Source organism: Streptomyces sp. NPDC002867 (assembly GCF_053591895.1).
This window is the reverse complement of the sequence record NZ_JBSFUR010000025.1, coordinates 42,191-60,479: the sequence shown is the minus strand read 5'-3', so window position 1 is coordinate 60,479 and position 18,289 is coordinate 42,191. Positions and strand designations below refer to the sequence as shown.

Annotated in this window: 15 protein-coding genes and 3 tRNA genes; 6 read left to right on the top strand and 12 right to left on the bottom strand. The window is 70.8% G+C overall.

Going from position 1 to position 18,289, the window contains the following annotated elements:
• Positions 1-138 precede the first annotated feature (138 nt).
• Positions 139-969, bottom strand: coding sequence for a hypothetical protein (locus ACWD0A_RS23075; RefSeq protein WP_451300881.1), 831 nt, complete (start codon positions 967-969; stop codon positions 139-141).
• A 155-nt stretch (positions 970-1,124) separates the two neighbouring features.
• Here ACWD0A_RS23075 and ACWD0A_RS23070 point away from each other — a divergent pair, with 155 nt between their 5' ends.
• Together ACWD0A_RS23070 and ACWD0A_RS23065 are read left to right on the top strand one after the other, a co-directional pair.
• Entirely contained in the window at positions 1,125-2,216 is a 1,092-nt protein-coding gene (locus ACWD0A_RS23070; protein ID WP_451300879.1) for a Leu/Phe/Val dehydrogenase, read from the top strand.
• Between the two features lie 282 nt (positions 2,217-2,498).
• The gene (locus ACWD0A_RS23065; RefSeq protein WP_177153145.1) at positions 2,499-2,762 is read left to right on the top strand and encodes a DUF3073 domain-containing protein; all 264 of its coding nucleotides are present in this window, start codon (positions 2,499-2,501) and stop codon (positions 2,760-2,762) included.
• Positions 2,763-2,816: 54 nt separating this feature from the next.
• Here the strand turns inward: ACWD0A_RS23065 and purM are convergent, their stop codons facing one another.
• The 7 genes from purM to purS form a co-directional block, all read right to left on the bottom strand.
• Positions 2,817-3,884, bottom strand: a complete 1,068-nt coding sequence (gene purM, locus ACWD0A_RS23060; protein ID WP_451300877.1) for a phosphoribosylformylglycinamidine cyclo-ligase — start codon at positions 3,882-3,884, stop codon at positions 2,817-2,819.
• A gap of 42 nt (positions 3,885-3,926) precedes the next feature.
• The gene (gene purF / locus ACWD0A_RS23055; RefSeq protein ID WP_177153798.1) at positions 3,927-5,444 is read right to left on the bottom strand and encodes an amidophosphoribosyltransferase; all 1,518 of its coding nucleotides are present in this window, start codon (positions 5,442-5,444) and stop codon (positions 3,927-3,929) included.
• Positions 5,445-5,911: 467 nt separating this feature from the next.
• The gene (locus tag ACWD0A_RS23050; protein ID WP_451300875.1) at positions 5,912-6,718 is read right to left on the bottom strand and encodes an META domain-containing protein; all 807 of its coding nucleotides are present in this window, start codon (positions 6,716-6,718) and stop codon (positions 5,912-5,914) included.
• 47 nt (positions 6,719-6,765) lie between these two features.
• The gene (locus tag ACWD0A_RS23045; RefSeq protein WP_451300873.1) at positions 6,766-7,554 is read right to left on the bottom strand and encodes a sterol carrier family protein; all 789 of its coding nucleotides are present in this window, start codon (positions 7,552-7,554) and stop codon (positions 6,766-6,768) included.
• 169 nt (positions 7,555-7,723) lie between these two features.
• On the bottom strand, positions 7,724-9,973 hold the full coding sequence (gene purL, locus ACWD0A_RS23040; protein WP_451300871.1) for a phosphoribosylformylglycinamidine synthase subunit PurL: 2,250 nt from the start codon (positions 9,971-9,973) through the stop codon (positions 7,724-7,726).
• Positions 9,970-10,650, bottom strand: coding sequence for a phosphoribosylformylglycinamidine synthase subunit PurQ (purQ, locus tag ACWD0A_RS23035; protein WP_451300869.1), 681 nt, complete (start codon positions 10,648-10,650; stop codon positions 9,970-9,972). Before purQ ends, purL begins: the two co-directional genes overlap by 4 nt.
• A complete protein-coding gene (gene purS, locus ACWD0A_RS23030; RefSeq protein WP_147987130.1) occupies positions 10,647-10,892 on the bottom strand; it encodes a phosphoribosylformylglycinamidine synthase subunit PurS in 246 nt (81 codons plus the stop codon). The genes purQ and purS overlap by 4 nt, the downstream gene beginning before the upstream one ends.
• Positions 10,893-11,171: 279 nt before the next feature.
• Between purS and ACWD0A_RS23025 the strand changes: the two genes are divergently transcribed.
• The 4 genes from ACWD0A_RS23025 (at position 11,172) to ACWD0A_RS23010 (ending at position 12,253) form a co-directional block, all read left to right on the top strand.
• A complete protein-coding gene (locus tag ACWD0A_RS23025; RefSeq protein ID WP_451300866.1) occupies positions 11,172-11,507 on the top strand; it encodes a histone-like nucleoid-structuring protein Lsr2 in 336 nt (111 codons plus the stop codon).
• 130 nt (positions 11,508-11,637) lie between these two features.
• Positions 11,638-11,709: transfer RNA gene (locus tag ACWD0A_RS23020), tRNA-Gly, on the top strand.
• A gap of 81 nt (positions 11,710-11,790) precedes the next feature.
• Positions 11,791-11,863, top strand: a tRNA-Gly gene (locus tag ACWD0A_RS23015).
• Positions 11,864-12,180: 317 nt separating this feature from the next.
• Positions 12,181-12,253 (top strand) — tRNA-Gly (locus ACWD0A_RS23010).
• Positions 12,254-12,302: 49 nt separating this feature from the next.
• Here ACWD0A_RS23010 and ACWD0A_RS23005 read toward each other — a convergent pair.
• The 4 genes from ACWD0A_RS23005 to purD form a co-directional block, all read right to left on the bottom strand.
• Positions 12,303-13,202 (bottom strand): phosphoribosylaminoimidazolesuccinocarboxamide synthase, encoded by a 900-nt coding sequence (locus tag ACWD0A_RS23005; protein WP_451300864.1) that lies wholly within the window; start codon positions 13,200-13,202, stop codon positions 12,303-12,305.
• Positions 13,203-13,295: 93 nt separating this feature from the next.
• Entirely contained in the window at positions 13,296-14,756 is a 1,461-nt protein-coding gene (locus tag ACWD0A_RS23000) for a N,N-dimethylformamidase beta subunit family domain-containing protein (protein WP_451300862.1), read from the bottom strand.
• 191 nt (positions 14,757-14,947) lie between these two features.
• Entirely contained in the window at positions 14,948-16,606 is a 1,659-nt protein-coding gene (locus ACWD0A_RS22995) for a hypothetical protein (protein WP_451300860.1), read from the bottom strand.
• Positions 16,607-17,022: 416 nt separating this feature from the next.
• The gene (gene purD, locus ACWD0A_RS22990) at positions 17,023-18,273 is read right to left on the bottom strand and encodes a phosphoribosylamine--glycine ligase (protein ID WP_451300858.1); all 1,251 of its coding nucleotides are present in this window, start codon (positions 18,271-18,273) and stop codon (positions 17,023-17,025) included.
• Positions 18,274-18,289 lie beyond the last annotated feature (16 nt).

The following is an 18,289-nucleotide window of genomic DNA, read 5'->3' as shown; positions in this document are numbered from 1 at the left end:
GGACTCCTTGTCCTATTTTGACACGAGGGTGGGCGATGGACGCAAGGGGGCGGTTAGTGCAATCCATCACGCTTGAGGCAATAGCCCGGATCGGGACCTACGTCCCCTCCCGGCCGCCGCCGTCGCTGCCCGCCTCCGTCAGTTCGCGAATTGACGATCCCTCACGGCTCTCCAACGCTCCGTCAGACGCCCGTACGCCTCGGCCGCGCCCTCGCCGTCCCCGGCCCGCAGCGCCGCGATCCCCTCCGCCGCGTCCGCCGCCGACCGGTCCGCCGCCAGGAGCTCGCCGGGCAGCGCGTGCACCAGACCGCCGTAGTCCAGCTCGACCAGTGATCGCGGGTGGAACTCCTCCAGCCACCGCCCCACGTCCACCAGGCTCTCGGTCAGCGCCCCCTCGTCGATCTCCTCCCGCAGCGTCCGCAGCCCGCGGGCCAGCCGCCGACGGGCCTGGACCATGGGCGTCCGGTAGCGCAGCGAGGGCGCGGTGGCCGTGTACTCGCGCTCCTCGTCGGCGAAGAGCACGAACCAGCCCACGGGCACCCCCCACACGGCCGTCCTGATCCACGGGCGGGCGTCCGGGTTCTCCTCGCGCCACTGTGCGAAGTCGGCGGCGGCCTGCTCGCGCACGACCGGCGGCAGCGCCGCGTCCAGGAGCGCGCCGGGCAGCTGCGCGGGCAGCTCCTCCAGGGCCAGCCAGCCGCGCAGGCGAGTGCGCCACGGGCAGACGCACACCACGCCGTCGACATCGGTCACGAAGGCGTCCGCGCTCTCGTGGACGCGGACCGCGACGGGCGGGGTCGGCAGCAAGTCGGCCAGGGAGCGGCGGAGTTCGTCCTGGACGGTCGGGGTGTCCTCCCTGCGCGCGTAGCGCGCCCAGTGGCTGCGCTCCGGCTCGGGGAAGGCCGCCAGCGGCTCGTAGATCCGCAGGTAGGCCGCGTACGGGACAAGGACCGATGACAGCGCCGGCATGCCGCAGATCCTTCCATGTGCGTACTCCGACGGAGGGTGATCCTCGGCACCGGGTCGGATCTACGCTGGGTGAGGACTTACTCTCTTGCCCAACCGGACTTTCCCCACCCGCAGGAGGGTCCGCATCCGCCGCTTCGTACTTGGGAGTCACCACCGTGACCGATGTAACCGGCGCTCCGGTCGATGTACTGAACACTCTGTTCCGATCGGAGCAGGGAGGGCACGAGCAGGTCGTGCTGTGCCAGGACCGCGCCTCCGGCCTGAAGGCCGTCATCGCCATCCACTCCACCGCCCTGGGCCCGGCCCTCGGCGGCACCCGCTTCTACCCGTACGCCTCCGACGAGGAGGCCGTCGCCGACGCGCTGAACCTCTCCCGGGGCATGTCGTACAAGAACGCCATGGCCGGCCTGGACCACGGCGGCGGCAAGGCCGTGATCATCGGCGACCCGGAGCAGATCAAGTCCGAGGAGCTGCTGCTGGCCTACGGCCGGTTCGTCGACTCCCTCGGCGGCCGTTACGTGACCGCCTGCGACGTCGGCACCTACGTGGCCGACATGGACGTCGTCGCGCGCGAGAGCCGCTGGGTCACCGGCCGCTCCCCCGAGAACGGCGGCGCGGGCGACTCGTCCGTGCTCACCGCGTACGGCGTCTTCCAGGGCATGCGCGCCTCGGCCCAGCACCTGTGGGGCGACCCGACGCTGCGCGGCCGCAAGGTCGGCGTCGCCGGCGTGGGCAAGGTCGGCCACCACCTGGTCGAGCACCTGCTCTCCGACGGTGCCGAGGTCGTGATCACCGATGTGCGCGAGGAGTCCGTGCGCCGCATTCTCGACAAGCACCCCGGGGTCACCGCGGTCGCCGACACCGACACCCTGATCCGCACCGAGGGCCTGGACGTCTACGCGCCCTGCGCTCTCGGCGGCGCCCTGAACGACGGCAGCGTGGCGGCGCTGACCGCCAAGATCGTCTGTGGCGCGGCGAACAACCAGCTCGCGCACCCGGGCGTGGAGAAGGACATCGCCGACCGCGGGATCCTCTACGCCCCCGACTACGTGGTGAACGCCGGCGGCGTCATCCAGGTCGCCGACGAGCTGCACGGCTTCGACTTCGACCGGTGCAAGGCGAAGGCGTCGAAGATCTTCGATACCACGCTGGCGATATTCGCACGTGCGAAGGAAGACGGCATTCCGCCGGCCGCCGCGGCCGACCGGATCGCCGAGCAGCGCATGGCCGACGCCCGCCGTCGCTGACCCGGGCACCCGCCCGGCCCGCCCGTCCGGGGGAGACAAGACTCACCCCGGTCGGCGGGTCGGGCGCCAGGAAGAGGTTAAAATCGCAGTTGACCAGCGAGGACGGGGCGCCTCGCGGGTCGTGTGAAGCGGCACCTCATGCGGGCGGCGTACCGTATGGCCGCGGAAGCAGGTACCGTTGAAGCCCTACGGACCGAGCTCTTCACGGAGAGCCCGTTCCGACTCATGAACGCGTGTCAAGACTCTGGGGCCGTCGAGCCCCGTCACCGAGGGGGTCGAGCCATGGGGCGCGGCCGGGCCAAGGCCAAGCAGACAAAGGTCGCCCGCCAGCTGAAGTACAACAGCGGCGGGACTGACCTGTCGCGTCTGGCCAACGAGCTGGGCGCATCGACTTCGAGTCCGATTTCGAGCCAGCCGCCGAACGGCGAGCCGTTCGAGGACGACGACGAGGAAGACGACCCGTACGCGCGGTACGCGGACATGTACAACGACGACGAGGACGAGGACGACGAGTCCGGCCCGTCGTCACAGCGCCGCGGCGCTTGACGCTGTACTCACCGACCCGGTCCGGGGCCTGCCCCGGACCGGGTTCTGTGCTGTTCAGCTTGCGTACTCGCCGGTCAGCTCGGCACCCGTGGCACGGTCACCGCGTTCGATGATCTCGCCCGCGACCCAGGCGTCCACGCCGCGGTCGGCGAGGGTGGTCAGCGCGACCTCGACGGACTCCGCCGGGACGACGGCCATCATGCCGACGCCCATGTTCAGGGTCTTCTCCAGCTCCAGCCGCTCCACGTCGCCGGCCCGGCCGACGAGGTCGAACACCGCGCCCGGGGCCCACGTCGAGCGGTCCACCACCGCGTGCAGACCGTCCGGGATCACCCGCGCCAGGTTCGCCGCGAGCCCGCCGCCGGTGATGTGGCTGAACGCGTGCACCTCGGTCGTCCGGGTCAGCGCCAGACAGTCCAGCGAGTAGATCTTCGTCGGCTCCAGCAGCTCCTCGCCCAGCGTCCGGCCGAACTCCTCGACCTGCTGCTCCAGCGACATCCCCGCCCGGTCGAACAGCACATGCCGCACCAGCGAGTACCCGTTGGAGTGAAGCCCCGACGACGCCATCGCCACGACCACGTCACCCGTCCGGATACGATCCGCACCCAGCAGCCGGTCCGCCTCCACCACACCCGTGCCCGCACCGGCCACGTCGAAGTCGTCCGGCCCCAGCAGACCCGGGTGCTCGGCCGTCTCACCGCCGACCAGCGCCGTACCGGCCAGCACACAGCCCTCGGCGATGCCCTTGACGATCCCGGCCACCCGCTCCGGGTGCACCTTGCCCACACAGATGTAGTCCGTCATGAACAGCGGCTCCGCGCCGCACACCACGATGTCGTCCATGACCATCGCGACCAGGTCGTGCCCGATCGTGTCGTACACGCCCATCCGCCGGGCGATGTCGACCTTCGTGCCCACACCGTCCGTCGCGGACGCCAGCAGCGGACGCTCGTAACGCTTCAGGGCCGAGGCGTCGAAGAGGCCGGCGAAGCCACCCAGACCGCCCAGAACCTCCGGGCGCTGCGTCTTCTTCACCCACTCCTTCATCAGCTCGACAGCGCGGTCACCCGCATCGATGTCGACGCCCGCGGCTGCGTAGCTGGCACCGGTGGTCTCACTCATGAGGTTGAGAGCTTTCGTGTCGTGACTGCGTTGGAGCGGGGATTACGGGCGACGGAGCGCGTCGGCGGCGTCGGCGCCACCCGCAAGCTCGGTCTCCAGGAGCTGCTTGCCGAGCAGCTCGGGATCGGGCAGCTCCATCGGGTACTCGCCGTCGAAGCAGGCGCGGCAGAGGTTCGGCTTGGCGATGGTGGTCGCCTCGATCATGCCGTCGATGGAGATGTACGCGAGGGAGTCGGCGCCCAGCGACTTGCCGATCTCCTCGATCGACATGCCGTTGGCGATGAGCTCGGCGCGGGTGGCGAAGTCGATGCCGAAGAAGCAGGGCCACTTCACCGGCGGGGACGAGATCCGGATGTGGACCTCGGCGGCGCCGGCCTCGCGGAGCATCTTGACCAGGGCCCGCTGGGTGTTGCCGCGGACGATCGAGTCGTCCACGACGACCAGCCGCTTGCCGCGGATGACTTCCTTCAGCGGATTCAGCTTCAGGCGGATGCCCAGCTGGCGGATCGTCTGCGAGGGCTGGATGAAGGTGCGGCCGACGTAGGCGTTCTTCACCAGGCCGGAGCCGTACGGGATGCCGCTGGCCTCGGCGTAGCCGATCGCGGCGGGCGTACCGGACTCCGGCGTCGCTATGACGAGGTCGGCCTCGACGGGGGCTTCCTTGGCCAGTTTCCGGCCCATTTCGACCCGGGAGAGGTAGACGTTCCGGCCGGCGATGTCGGTGTCGGGACGCGCCAGGTAGACGTACTCGAAGACACAGCCCTTGGGCTTCGCTTCTGCGAAGCGAGAGGTGCGGATGCCGTTCTCGTCGATGGCGATGAGCTCGCCGGGCTCGATCTCGCGGACGAAGCTCGCGCCGCAGATGTCGAGAGCGGCGCTCTCCGAGGCGACGACCCAGCCGCGGTCGAGACGGCCGAGGACCAGCGGGCGGATGCCCTGGGGGTCACGGGCCGCGTAGAGGGTGCCCTCGTCCATGAAGACGAGCGAGAAGGCGCCCCGGACGTCGGGAAGGACCTTGGCGGCCGCCTCCTCGATCGTCAGCGGCTTGCCGTCCTCGTCGACCTGTCCGGCGAGCAGAGCCGTGACCAGATCGGTGTCGTTGGTCGCGGCGACCTGGGTGGCCCGGCCGTTCTCCTTGGGAAGCTCGGCGACCATCTCGGCCAGCTGCGCCGTGTTGACCAGGTTTCCGTTGTGGCCGAGCGCGATCGAGCCGTGGGCCGTGGCCCGGAAGGTCGGCTGCGCGTTCTCCCACACGGAGGCGCCCGTGGTCGAGTAGCGGGCGTGACCGACCGCGATATGACCGGTCAGGGAGCCGAGAGAGGTCTCGTCGAAGACCTGGGACACGAGGCCCATGTCCTTGAAGACGAGGATCTGAGAGCCGTTGCTGACCGCGATTCCCGCGGATTCCTGGCCTCGATGTTGGAGGGCGTAGAGCCCGAAGTAAGTGAGCTTCGCGACCTCTTCACCCGGAGCCCAGACACCGAAGACGCCGCAAGCGTCCTGGGGGCCCTTCTCACCGGGGAGCAGGTCGTGGTTGAGTCGTCCGTCACCACGTGGCACGCAACCGAGTGTAGGCGAGATCGACCACTGGTCCGAATTGGGGATGCCTCGCAACCCCATTCCGGGAGTCCGCCGAGCGGCCTCCACGCAGCGCCGGAGGCAGGAATCCGCAGTCCCGTACCGCCGTCGGGGCGGCTTGAGAAGATCGCCAAATCGTCCATTCCGGCGTCCGCATGCCGGGACGATCGTTGACGCACCTGGCCGGTCACGGCCGAGCTCCTGGGCCGTGCAGCCCGGCGGTGACCGTGTGGTCCCACGCGTGGAGTGCCGCCACGCCGAACTGGCCGGTGTCGCGAGCGCCACCTGTGGCCGCGTGCGCTAGTTCACATCGCTCCCCGCTGACAGCGGGGAGCATTCTCCGACATTCCGGGCGCCGCCCGGCCCCTCTCCCGCCCTTCCCGGCACCCCGTCGACGCCCGGTTGTGACGGATATGCCCCGTGTCTGCTGTCCGGCGCGATCCGGCCGATCAGCGCATGTCCGCGTACGCCGCCAGACCCTTGCCGTTGGACGCGGTGAGGGTCAGGGCGCGGTGCTTCACCTCGTACTTCACCGTCCCCTGCTTCAGGACCTGGACCAGCTCGCGCTCCAGATCCATCACCGGGCCAGGACACAGCTTCCGCGTGGAGGCGAGGCGGCCGAAGGTGATCGAGTCCCCGGAGACCTTCGCAGTGCTGGTGAAACGGTTGCAGCCGAGGCTGCCGCCGACGGTCCCGTCCTCGGCGATGGTCAGATGCGCCTTGCCCTCGGTGCCGGCGGGCAGGGAGGTGGCCGTCTCGTCCGCCACCAGGGAGTCCACGGTCCACTTGGTGCCGATCAGCGGGGAGGGCCGCTCGGCGGTCAGTGCGATCGTGTCGCCCTTCTCGGTCGTGAGGGTGAGCCTGCCGTCGGTGAGTTTCGCCTTGAGCTTGCCGGAGAACGCGGCGCGCAGGGCGTCCTCGAAGCCCTGGATCTTCTTGTCGCAGGCCATCTCGGTCACCTCGCCGGGGCCGACCGTCACGGTGTCGCCCTCGACCGTGATGTCGGCGCCGAAGTGGTTGCAGCCGTAGTTGCCCTGCGCCCGGCCCGCGTCGGTGATCTCCACATAGGCGTCGGACGGGGAAGCGGTCTTCGTGCCGTCGACGCTCACGCTCTCCACGGACCAGCGCACGCCGGTGAGAGGAACGTCGGGTGCCACGGTGTCGCCGCTGCCGGCCCCGCCTCCCTGCTCCGTGCCGCAGGCGGCCAGGGCCAGAAGGGCCAGGGCGGTGACAGGAATGCTCAGCTGGTAGCGCATATCCCTGGGACGGGGCTGCCCCGTGGCCGGTTCCGCCGGACCGCCGGTCAGGCGAGGATCGGCAGGAGCCCCCCGAGGTCCGCGCGCTCCCCGCTCGCGCTGACCTGCGCGGTCTCCAGCGCCTCCCGCCAGCCCGTGCGCCCGGTGGCGAGCCGGATCCAGGTCAGCGGGTCGGTCTCGACGACATTGGGCGGCGTCCCCCGCGTGTGCCGGGGGCCCTCCACGCACTGGACGACGGCGAACGGCGGAATCCGCACCTCCGTCGACGCCCCGGGCGCCTTGACCGCGAGCGCGTCGGCGAGCAGGCGGGTGCAGGCGGCGAGCGCCTGCCGGTCGTACGGGACGTCCAGGCCGGTCGCGTCGGCCAGGTCGTCGGTGTGGACGACCAGCTCGACGGTGCGGGTGACGAGGAAGTCCCCGAGCCGCATGGCCCCGAACCGCGTCGGCACCAGCCGCTCGTCCGACACGAGCGGCAGCACCTCGCCGACGCGCTCGGCCGTGCGCGCGTACAGCTCGCCGAGGTCACCGCCGGCCAGCTCCCGGGTGTCCAGGTCGACCTGCCCCGCGGCCGTCACCGTCGCGAACGGCCAGTCGAGCAGCGCGACGTCCTGCCGGGCCGGCTCGGGCAGCGCGAGGTAGTGGGGAACGGCGCCGACCGCCATGGCGAGGTGTGCGACGAGCTCCCGTACGGTCCAGTCCCCGAGCCGGGTGGGCAGCTCCAGCTGCTGGGGCGTCAGCACCGCCGCGGCGTCCCGGACATGCCCGAACTGGGCCAGCACGGCGGCCCGGACCTTGGCGGAGTCGTACGTACGCAGACGCTTCTTGGCCGGTGGCATGACGCCGACCTTACGGGGTGGGTACGACACGGGGCCGTTCGACGGTGCACTCCTGGCCATCGCCGCGCACACCTGCCCCGCGCCGCACTGGGCGAGCGGCCTTCCCTCGAGCAGGCACCGCAGAAGCCCCCGCCCGGTCGGACCGGGCGGGGGCTTCGGGGCACGCGTCTCAGACGAGCAGACCCGGAATGGTCTCCTCGTGCGCGGTGCGGAGTTCGTTCAGCGGGATGCTGAACTGGCCCTGGACCTCGACCGTGTCGCCGTCGACGACGCCGATGCGGGTGGCGGGCAGGCCGCGGGCGCCGCACATGTCGGTGAAGCGGAGTTCCTCGCTGCGCGGGACGGCGACGACCGCGCGGCCGGCCGACTCGCTGAGCAGGAACGTGAAGGCGTCCAGTCCGTCGGGGACGACCAGGCGGGCGCCCTTGCCTCCGCGCAGGCAGGACTCCACCACGGCCTGGACCAGGCCGCCGTCGGACAGGTCGTGCGCCGCGTCGATCATGCCGTCGCGGGAGGCCGAGATCAGGATCTCCGCCAGCAGCTTCTCCCGGTCCAGGTCCACCTGCGGGGGCAGCCCGCCGAGGTGGTTGTGCACGACCTGGGACCAGGCGGAGCCGCCGAACTCCTCGCGGGTGTCTCCGAGGAGGTAGAGCAGCTGCCCCTCCTCGGCGAACGCGATCGGGGTGCGGCGGTTGACGTCGTCGATCACGCCCAGCACCGCCACCACCGGGGTGGGGTGGATCGCGGTCTCGCCGGTCTGGTTGTAGAGCGAGACGTTGCCGCCGGTGACCGGCGTGCCCAGCTGCAGACAGCCGTCCGCGAGACCGCGAGTGGCCTCGGCGAACTGCCACATCACGTCCGGGTCCTCGGGGGAGCCGAAGTTCAGGCAGTCCGAGATCGCGAGCGGCTTGGCACCGGAGGCGGCGACATTGCGGTAGGCCTCCGCCAGCGCGAGCTGCGCGCCCGTGTAGGGGTCGAGCTTGGCGTAGCGGCCGTTGCCGTCCGTCGCCATCGCCACACCGAGGTTCGACTCCTCGTCGATGCGGACCATGCCGGCGTCCTCGGGCTGGGCGAGCACGGTGTTGCCCTGCACGAACCGGTCGTACTGGTCCGTGATCCACGCCTTCGACGCCTGGTTCGGGGAGGCCACCAACTTCAGGACCTGCGCGCGCAGTTCCTCCGCGTCCTGCGGGCGGGGCAGCTTGTTCGCGTCGTCGGCCTGCAGCGCGTCCTGCCAGGACGGGCGGGCGTAGGGGCGGTGGTACGTCGGGCCCTCGTGCGCGACGGTGCCCGGCGGCACGTCCACGATCAGCTCGCCGTGCCAGAAGATCTCCAGGTGGTCGCCCTCGGTCACCTCACCGATGACGGTGGCGATGACGTCCCACTTCTCGCAGATCTCCAGGAACCGCTCGACGTGCTGCGGCTCGACGATCGCGCACATCCGCTCCTGCGACTCGCTCATGAGGATCTCCTCCGGCGAGAGCGTCGCATCACGCAGCGGCACGGTGTCCAGCTCGACCCGCATACCGCCGCTGCCGGCGGAGGCGAGCTCGCTCGTGGCGCAGGACAGACCCGCGCCGCCGAGGTCCTGGATGCCCGCGACGAGCTTCTCCTTGAAGATCTCGAGCGTGCACTCGATCAGGAGCTTCTCCTGGAACGGGTCACCCACCTGCACCGCGGGGCGCTTGGTGGGCTTCGTGTCGTCGAAGGTCTCGGACGCGAGGACCGAGACGCCGCCGATGCCGTCACCGCCGGTGCGGGCGCCGTACAGGATCACCTTGTTGCCGGGGCCGGACGCCTTGGCGAGGTGGATGTCCTCGTGCTTCATCACGCCGATGCATCCGGCGTTGACCAGCGGATTGCCCTGGTAGCACTCGTCGAAGACGACCTCGCCGCCGATGTTCGGCAGGCCCAGGCAGTTGCCGTAGCCGCCGATGCCGGCGACGACGCCCGGCAGCACCCGCTTCGTGTCCGGGTGGTCCGCCGCACCGAACCGCAGCGGGTCCACCACCGCGACCGGGCGGGCGCCCATCGCCAGGATGTCGCGGACGATGCCGCCCACACCCGTCGCCGCACCCTGGTACGGCTCGATGTACGAGGGGTGATTGTGCGACTCCACCTTGAAGGTGACCGCGTAACCCTGGCCGACGTCCACGACGCCCGCGTTCTCGCCGATCCCGACGAGCATGGCGTCGTTCTCCGGCGTCTTCTCGCCGAACTGCTTCAGATGCACCTTGCTGCTCTTGTACGAGCAGTGCTCCGACCACATCACGGAGTACATCGCGAGCTCGGCGCCCGTCGGACGGCGGCCGAGGATCTCGCGGATGCGCGCGTACTCGTCCTCCTTGAGGCCGAGCTCCTTCCAGGGCTGGTCGGCCTCGGGGGTCTCGGTTGCGTGCTTGACGGTGTCGAGGGTCATGCTGCGACCAACTTCTTCAGGATCGAGGTGAAGAATCCGAGCCCGTCGGTACGGCCCGTACCGATCAACGGCTCCACTGCGTGCTCCGGGTGCGGCATCAGACCGACCACATTGCCCGCGGCGTTCGTGATGCCGGCGATGTCACGCAGCGAACCGTTCGGGTTGCCGTCGAGGTAGCGGAAGGCGACACGGCCCTCTGCCTCCAGCTCGTCGAGCGTGCGCTCATCGGCGACGTAACGGCCGTCGATGTTCTTCAGCGGTACGGAGATCTCCTGCCCCGCCTCGTAGTCGGCGGTCCACGCGCTGTCCGCGTTCTCCACCCGCAGCTTCTGGTCGCGGCAGATGAAGTGCAGATGGTTGTTGCGCAGCATCGCGCCCGGCAGCAGATGCGACTCGGTGAGGATCTGGAAGCCGTTGCAGATGCCCAGCACCGGCATACCGGCCTTCGCCTGCTCGATGATCGTCTCCATCACCGGCGAGAACCGGGAGATGGCGCCCGCGCGCAGATAGTCGCCGTAGGAGAAACCGCCGGCGAGGACGACCGCGTCGACCTGCTTGAGGTCCTTGTCACGGTGCCACAGCGAGACCGGCTCGGCGCCCGCGAGGCGCACGGCACGCAGCGCGTCCCGGTCGTCGAGCGTCCCGGGAAAGGTGACGACTCCGATACGAGTGGTCACGACTCCACCTTCACGACGAAGTCCTCGATGACGGTGTTGGCGAGGAACGTTTCGGCCATCTCATGGATGCGGGCGAGGGCGGCGTCGTCGACCGGCCCGTCCACCTCCAGCTCGAAGCGCTTTCCCTGACGGACGTCCGCGATCCCGTCGAATCCCAGCCGGGGCAGTGCACGCTGCACCGCCTGTCCCTGGGGGTCGAGGATCTCGGGCTTGAGCATGACGTCGACTACGACGCGAGCCACGGGCACTCCCGGTGGTGTGTTGCGAGGGCGGTTCCCTCAGCGTACCCGGCCAGAAAATCTACGCGAGTAGATACCTCAGGACCCCCCAGCGAAATCCGGGATAAGAATCCCTGACGCCTTTGTGGCGGACACGCGCAGAAAATTGCCGGGGCTTCACAATGCGTGGCCATGCGCTGTACAAAGGAATACAGAGGAAAGCAGCATTGCCCCTCGGTAGCCGAAAAGCCGGTATCACCGCACGTCAGAACCGGTGATACCGCAGCGAAAGGACCGATATCCGTGGCTCAGCGAGTAGTGGTCACGCTCTCCGACGACATCGACGGGGGAGAAGCGGCGGAAACGGTCATGTTCGGCCTCGACGGGAAGTCGTACGAGATCGACCTCAATACGTCCAACGCAAAGAAACTGCGCAAGGCCCTGGCCCCGTACGTGGCAGCGGGCCGGAAGATGACGAACGTCACCAAGCGCGACAAGTCGCGCATCTCGTACCGGCACACCTCGCTCGAGCCGTCCCCGGCCGCCGTCCGCGCCTGGGCACAGTCGCGCAAGATGGACGTGCCGGCCCGGGGTCGCATCCCCAAGCGCGTCTATGAGGCGTTCCGCGAGGCCAGTTGAGCCGTCGGCCCGGGAGGCCGGCGCCCGGACGCGGGCGCCGGCGCAGCGAGTTGCACTGCACCCCTGGTGATCGGCTAGAGTCTGGAGCACGCCGAGGGGCAAGGCCGAAAAGGTCCGGCCCACCGAGCATGCGGGTGTAGTTCAGTAGCAGAACATCCCCCTTCCAGGGGGAAGGCGCAGTGTGCAATTCCTGTCACCCGCTCTGCACCACTATTACCGTCCACCGATGTGGATCAGGTACAGTGGTGAACGCACCGCCCGGTGAGAGCCGAGCGGCAGCAATGCGGACGTGGCTCAGTTGGTAGAGCATCACCTTGCCAAGGTGAGGGTCGCGAGTTCGAATCTCGTCGTCCGCTCAGAGAGCGAAGGCCCTGGTCGATATGACCAGGGCCTTCGTCGTTCTCCGATTCGGGGCGACTTCCCGTGTGACGGTCGCCATAGAAATCGGCGTACAGGGGACTTCAGCGCCCAGCACCCCTCGACCGTGCCCCTGGCGCCGAGTGACCGCCTCCGGTCGTCCGGAGACCGGCACTTGGGCCCGCCCGTGACCCCGGCACCGCCGACCGGTCCACCCCTCAGGCGAGTCCGGCGAGGTACTGGCCGGAGATCCGTACGGCCGTATGTCTCACCCGGCCGCGAGTTTGGGTATAGTGGTCTCCGCGCTACGGCGCATGCGGACGTGGCTCAGTTGGTAGAGCATCACCTTGCCAAGGTGAGGGTCGCGAGTTCGAATCTCGTCGTCCGCTCAGATGAAGAAGCCCCCGGCGATCTCGCCGGGGGCTTCTTCGTGTGCCGTTACTGCCAGGCCGTCCCGGTCAGCAGCTCGTACGCCTCCAGGTACTTGGACCGGGTCGCGTCCACGACGTCCTGCGGCAGCGCGGGCGGCGGCTGCTCGCTCCTGCGGTCCCAGCCGGAGGCCGGGGACGTCAGCCAGTCACGCACGTACTGCTTGTCGTACGACGGCTGCGCGTGGCCGGGCTCCCAGGAAGCCGCGGGCCAGAAGCGGGAGGAGTCCGGGGTCAGCACCTCGTCCGCGATGACCAGGGTCTCCCCGTCGAAGCCGAACTCGAACTTCGTGTCGGCCAGGATGATGCCCCGCTCACGGGCGATGTCGCGGGCGCGCGCGTACACGTCGAGCGTCGTGCGGCGCAGGTGGGCGGCCGTCTCCGCACCGACCTGGCGGACGACCTCCTCGTAGCTGACGTTCTCGTCGTGGTCGCCGACGGCCGCCTTGGTGGCCGGCGTGAAGATCGGGGCCGGCAGCTCGGAGCCGTCGACCAGGCCCTCGGGGAGCGCCAGCCCGCAGACCGTACGGGTCTGCTCGTACTCGGCGAGGCCGGAGCCGGTCAGATAGCCGCGGGCCACGCACTCGACCGGGACCATGTTCAGCGACTTGCAGATCAGGGTGCGGCCCTCCCAGTCGGCGGGGGCGCCGGCGGGCAGGCCGGTGGACAGCACATGGTTCGGGACGAGGTCCTGCAACTGCTCGAACCACCACAGGGACAGACGGGTGAGCACCCGGCCCTTGTCGGGGATCTCCGTGGGGAGCACCCAGTCGTAGGCGGACATGCGGTCACTGGCGACCATCACGAGGTCGCCCGCCTCGTTCCGGTACAGGTCGCGCACCTTGCCGGTGTGCACGTGCATCAGGCCGGGCACCTGGATCGGCTCGGGCTTTTCGACGAATCCGGACACGGTTCCTCCCCGTGGTTACGTACAACGGCTCCGATTGTCCCGTATGCGGGTGGGAGTCTCCTGAGCAGGGGTGCCGGACGCGCCGGATCGTCGCTAGTCGCGTTTGCAGATGCGGTCGAGGAGGTTGGCCGTCGCGCGCTGGATGCGGGGGTCCACGTGGCCGGGCCGGTCCAGGGCCGGTGACCAGGCGAAGGTCCCCGACGCGAAGACCAGAGCGCCGGAGGGAGCCCGGTACAGCGACGTCTCCTGGTGGCGCACCACGCCGTCGCCGTCCTCGTACGGCGAGTGCGCGAGGAGGATGCGGCTGACGTGCTCCGGGAGCGCGGTGCGCGGGAAGTAGCGATCGGCCTCGCCCGCGACCAGACCGGGCAGTTCGTCGCCCTCTCCCGCGCCGGTCGCCTCCCACAGCCAGTGGTCCGCGTTGCGCACGACGAGGGGGGAGGGCTCCGGGACCCGGCCCGCGTACTGGATGCCCAGCAGCAGCTGCTCGGACCGGTCGACCTCGCGCCACAGGGCCGGTTTGCCGGGGCCGCGGCGCTTGCGGCAGGTCAGCAGGCGCTCGGGCATACCGGACGGAGAGGAAGCGAGTTCGACCTGCCAGTACATGGTGTTGGCCGAGAGGAAGACCAGCGAGGTGCCGCGGTCGCGGGCGGTCTCGGCAGCGCGGCGCATGGGCGCCGACCAGTACTCGTCGTGGCCGGGGAAGACCAGGCCGCGGTAGCGGGAGGGATCGATGCGGCCCGCGTGCAGATCGCGGGTGTCGGCGTAGGCGAGGTCGTAGCCGTACCGCTCGGCCCAGCGGATGAAGTCATAGGCGTGGCCGACGTGGAGGGGCAGGCCGGCCCCTGCGTAGGGGCGGTCGAAGGAGACGGTGACGGCGGCGTCCTCCTCGCCGAGGAGCCGGCCGTTCTCGTCCCACGCGTGATACAGGCTCGCGCCGGTGCGGCCGTCCTCCGGATAGAGGTTGTACGCCTGCCACGTGATGTCGGGCAGGAGCAGCAGCAGGTCGGCCGGGTGGTCGTCGCGGACCGTGAAAGGGATGTGGGAGCGGTGGCCGTCGAGGGTGGTCAGCACGGCGACGTACGCGCCGATCGACCAGTACGAGGGGATCTGCAGCCGCCACGAGAGCCACCAGTGATGGCACGAGACCGTGCGGTCGGCGGTGAGCGGGGGCGGCTGGACGATGCCGGACAGCCGCGGACTCGTGGTGATCTTGGCGGCGCCGTCGCCGCCGTAGTGACCGATGCGGTAGATGTCGACCGAGAACTGCTGCGGCGGGTCCACGGTGATGTGGAAATCGATCGCCTCGCCGGGCGCGGCGGCCCCGGGCGACACGAAGCCCTTGATCTGGCGGCGTACGTCGTCGGCGGTGCGCGGGCGTCCGGAGCCGCCGCGCGCCAGCGCCGGGTCGGCGTACCAGGGGACGACCTGGCCGGTGTCGCCGAAGTAGTGCTCACCGCCGCGCAGCCAGGGCAGCGGGCCCTGGCCGAAGGGATCGCTGACGGCGTGGGCGAGAGCGCCCGATTCCCATCGCCGGATCTGCTCCGCCCCCATGCTGCGCCCTCCCTCGGTGCCCCGGTACATCGTCGATGCGCCGACCTGTTCAGCGCCGGTCTCCAGCACATCACATAACGCACGCACTCCGTCACCGTTCGTCGCGAATAGACGTGAAGGAGAAGAGATCGTTCCGTATGAGGGGGTCCACGGGCCGGAGCAAGCCATGGGTGGCAGGCCGCCGACGCGGCTCAGCCGAGGCGCACCGGCTTCTCCGGCCGGACGCCGAGGGAACCCAGCCAGACGCGCAGCGGCTGCGCGTCGCCGTCCTCCACCAGGCTCAGCACGGGCGCCATGAGGTCGGCCCGCCGCTGGCCGTCGATCAGCAGCGCCGGGCCGTCCAGCCAGTCCAGGCCGGGCGCCGCCCCCACGGTGTCGATCGCCGTGCAGCACACCATCGCGACGACATGGTCGGCGAGCAGGTCACGGCCGCTGCGCGGCGGCTGGAGCGGGAACAGCGGCAGCGGGTCCCCGCCCCACAGGGCCAGCACGTCGCCCGCGCCGTCCAGGGCGGCCGCCGGCCGGCCCTGGGCCCGCGTCGGCTCACGTGCCGCCTCCTCGCGGGCCGTACGGGCGGTGAGCGCGGCCGCGAGATCGTCGCTCGCCGCACCGCCGGGCCGCTGCGACAGATGCTCGATCACGCGGGCGAGGGTCGGCCCCTCGGGCCCGGTCGCGGGCGGCACCCCCAGCTCGTCGAGGACCCGGTGGATACGGGCCGCTTCCGTACGCCACTTGCGGTCGACGACTTCGCGCGGATAGTGCTGCCAGTCCACCGGGGACCAGTCGGGCCCCTCGGCGGGACCGCCGTGGAACAGCCGCGCCGCCAGCAGCGACGCCGCCTCGTCCACGGTGCCGGGCTCCTCCAGCAGGTCGCAGGCGGGACGCTCGCCCAGCCGCGAGGTGAAGCCCTCGGCGAGACGGTCACGCCGGGAGAGCTCGGTCAGCGCCGCCACGACGCCCGCGTCCAGCCGCGAGGGCCAGCGGCCCATGTGCCAGGCGGGCAGGGCGACCCGGGTCAGCAGCCGGTCCCAGCCCGCGTAGGCGAGGCCCACCTGCTCCTGGGCGACGATCCGCAGACCATAGTCCACACCCTGTGCCCGCTCGGACGCGGCGGCCGCGACCCAGCGCTCCATCTCGGCCGCGTGCATCTGACAGCCGCGCAGCAGAAGCCGGGCTATCCGGCCGGTCACGAGGGACAGCGGCCTGCGTATGGACCATCCCCCGGGGCCGGCCGCGTCGGCGACCGCCGCGTCCAGGCCCCGCACGAACCGGCGGGCGGCGGCTATGTCGGGGTCGGCGGCGAGGCTGGTGCCCGCGACGACCGGGCCGAGCACCGCCCGCAGCTCGGCGACCCGCATCCACCACAGGAACGGCGAGCCGATGACCAGGACCGGCGCCTCGCCCGGGCGCCGCCTGGCCCCGGATATCGCGTGCGCCGGGTGCGTACGGTCCTCGAGCCAGCTGTCGCAGTCGGGGGTGAGCGCGAGCGCGGACGGCGCGGGCACGTCGAGGCGCTCGGCCAGGTCGTGGACCAGCCGGTACAGATCGGGGGCCGAGCGCTCCGGGAGCTCCACGGTCGGGCTGAGCGCGGGGGCGGCCCGGGCGATCACCGCGGCGACGGCAGAGGCCGCGAGCAGCACGACCACAGCGCACACGGTCACCGTCCAGCGCGCGGTGTCCCAGCCCCCACCGCTCATCCTCCCCGTCGCACCGCCGGCCAGCAGAATCACGGCGACGGCCGCGGGGAGCAGCGCCACGGCCGCCGCCCAACCGCGGACACGCAGCACGGCGAAGGCCTTGGAACGGGCGCCACGAGCGCCCACCGACTCCCCGATAGCGGTACCGGTCACGACCGGACGTCACCCCCTCTGCCCTGCGACGGTGTTGGTCACTCCCCCACTGTGGCACCGCCCACTGACATCGCAATGCCGGTGGGCCAAGTGCCGGAACCCCTGCGCCGCACCCTAGTTGGGGCTTCGGCGACCGTCATCCGGATGGCTCAGCCATCACTCGATGGAATGGCTTTGGGCAATGCATCGGACGCGGCGGACGGCAGCGGACTGGGGTGTGGAAGCGCAGGTCGAGCGGGTGTTACCGGGCGTACGCGCGGGGCCGGCGGTTTCCCGCACGAGGCGATGGCTCGACGGAGCCGGGCGCGCACGGTTCGACTGGATCCGGCATACGGACGGGGACCGGCGCGCTGTGCGCCGGGCCCCGTCCGGGAAGAAGGTGCGCTCGTGTACGGGAGCCGGAACGGCCCCGCCGGTCAGCCCTCCGCGGCGGCGCGGGCGATGTCCGTCCGGTGCTGGGAGCCCTCCAGGCGGATGCGCGACACCGCGCGGTACGCGCGCTCGCGCGCCTCGGCCAGGTCCTTGCCCGTCGCCGTCACCGACAGCACCCGGCCGCCGGCGCTCACGATCGCGTCGCCGTCGCGCTTGGTACCGGCGTGCAGGACGTACGCGTGCGGCGCGTCCTCGGCGGCGACCTCGTCGAGGCCCTCGATCGGGTCGCCGGTGCGCGGCGTGCCCGGGTAGTTGTGGGACGCGATGACGACGGTCACGGCCGCGTCGTCACGCCATGTGAGCGGAGGGAGGGTGTCCAGTGTGCCGTTCGCCGAGGCGAGCAGGACTCCGGCCAGCGGCGTCTTCAGCCGGGCGAGCACGACCTGCGTCTCCGGGTCGCCGAAGCGCGCGTTGAACTCGATGACCCGCACACCGCGCGACGTGATCGCGAGACCCGCGTACAGCAGCCCGGAGAAGGGCGTGCCGCGGCGGCGCATCTCGTCGACCGTCGGCTGGAGGACGGTGTCCATGACCTCGTCGACCAGCTTGGGGTCGGCCCACGGCAGCGGCGAGTACGCGCCCATGCCGCCCGTGTTCGGGCCCTCGTCACCGTCGAGCGCGCGCTTGAAGTCCTGGGCGGGCCTCAGGGGCACGACGGTCTCGCCGTCGGTGACGGCGAAGAGCGAGACCTCGGGGCCGTCGAGGTACTCCTCGATGACGACCCGGCCGCACGCGAGCGCGTGTTCGCGGGCCTGCTCCAGGTCACTCGTGACCACGACACCCTTGCCGGCGGCGAGCCCGTCGTCCTTGACCACGTACGGGGCGCCGAAGGCGTCGAGCGCCTCGTCGATCTCCTCAGGAGTGGTGCAGACGTAGCTGCGGGCCGTGGGCACTCCCGCCCCGGCCATCACGTCCTTGGCGAAGGCCTTGGAGCCCTCCAGCTGCGCCGCGGCGCCCGACGGGCCGAAGCACGGGATCCCCGCGGCGCGGACCTGGTCGGCGACACCGGCGACGAGCGGCGCCTCCGGGCCGACCACGACGAGTTCGGCGCCGAGGACGGTGGCGAGCCGCGCGACGGCCGGGCCGTCCAGCGGGTCGACCGGGTGCAGCTCGGCGACCTCGGCGATACCGGCGTTTCCGGGCGCGCAGTACAGAGCGGTGACGTCGGGATCGAGGGACAGAGAGCGGCACAGGGCGTGTTCGCGGGCGCCGCCGCCGATGACGAGGACCTTCACGGGCGCAAGCCTAACC

What these genes read in the sequence shown, in the direction of transcription:
- ACWD0A_RS23075 (WP_451300881.1), bottom strand. Translation starts at nt 969, where the DNA reads ATGCCGGCGCTGTCATCGGTCCTTGTCCCGTACGCGGCCTACCTGCGG.
- ACWD0A_RS23065 (WP_177153145.1), top strand. Translation starts at nt 2,499, where the DNA reads ATGGGGCGCGGCCGGGCCAAGGCCAAGCAGACAAAGGTCGCCCGCCAG.
- purM (WP_451300877.1), bottom strand. Translation starts at nt 3,884, where the DNA reads ATGAGTGAGACCACCGGTGCCAGCTACGCAGCCGCGGGCGTCGACATC.
- ACWD0A_RS23050 (WP_451300875.1), bottom strand. Translation starts at nt 6,718, where the DNA reads ATGCGCTACCAGCTGAGCATTCCTGTCACCGCCCTGGCCCTTCTGGCC.
- ACWD0A_RS23045 (WP_451300873.1), bottom strand. Translation starts at nt 7,554, where the DNA reads ATGCCACCGGCCAAGAAGCGTCTGCGTACGTACGACTCCGCCAAGGTC.
- purL (WP_451300871.1), bottom strand. Translation starts at nt 9,973, where the DNA reads ATGACCCTCGACACCGTCAAGCACGCAACCGAGACCCCCGAGGCCGAC.
- ACWD0A_RS23000 (WP_451300862.1), bottom strand. Translation starts at nt 14,756, where the DNA reads ATGGGGGCGGAGCAGATCCGGCGATGGGAATCGGGCGCTCTCGCCCAC.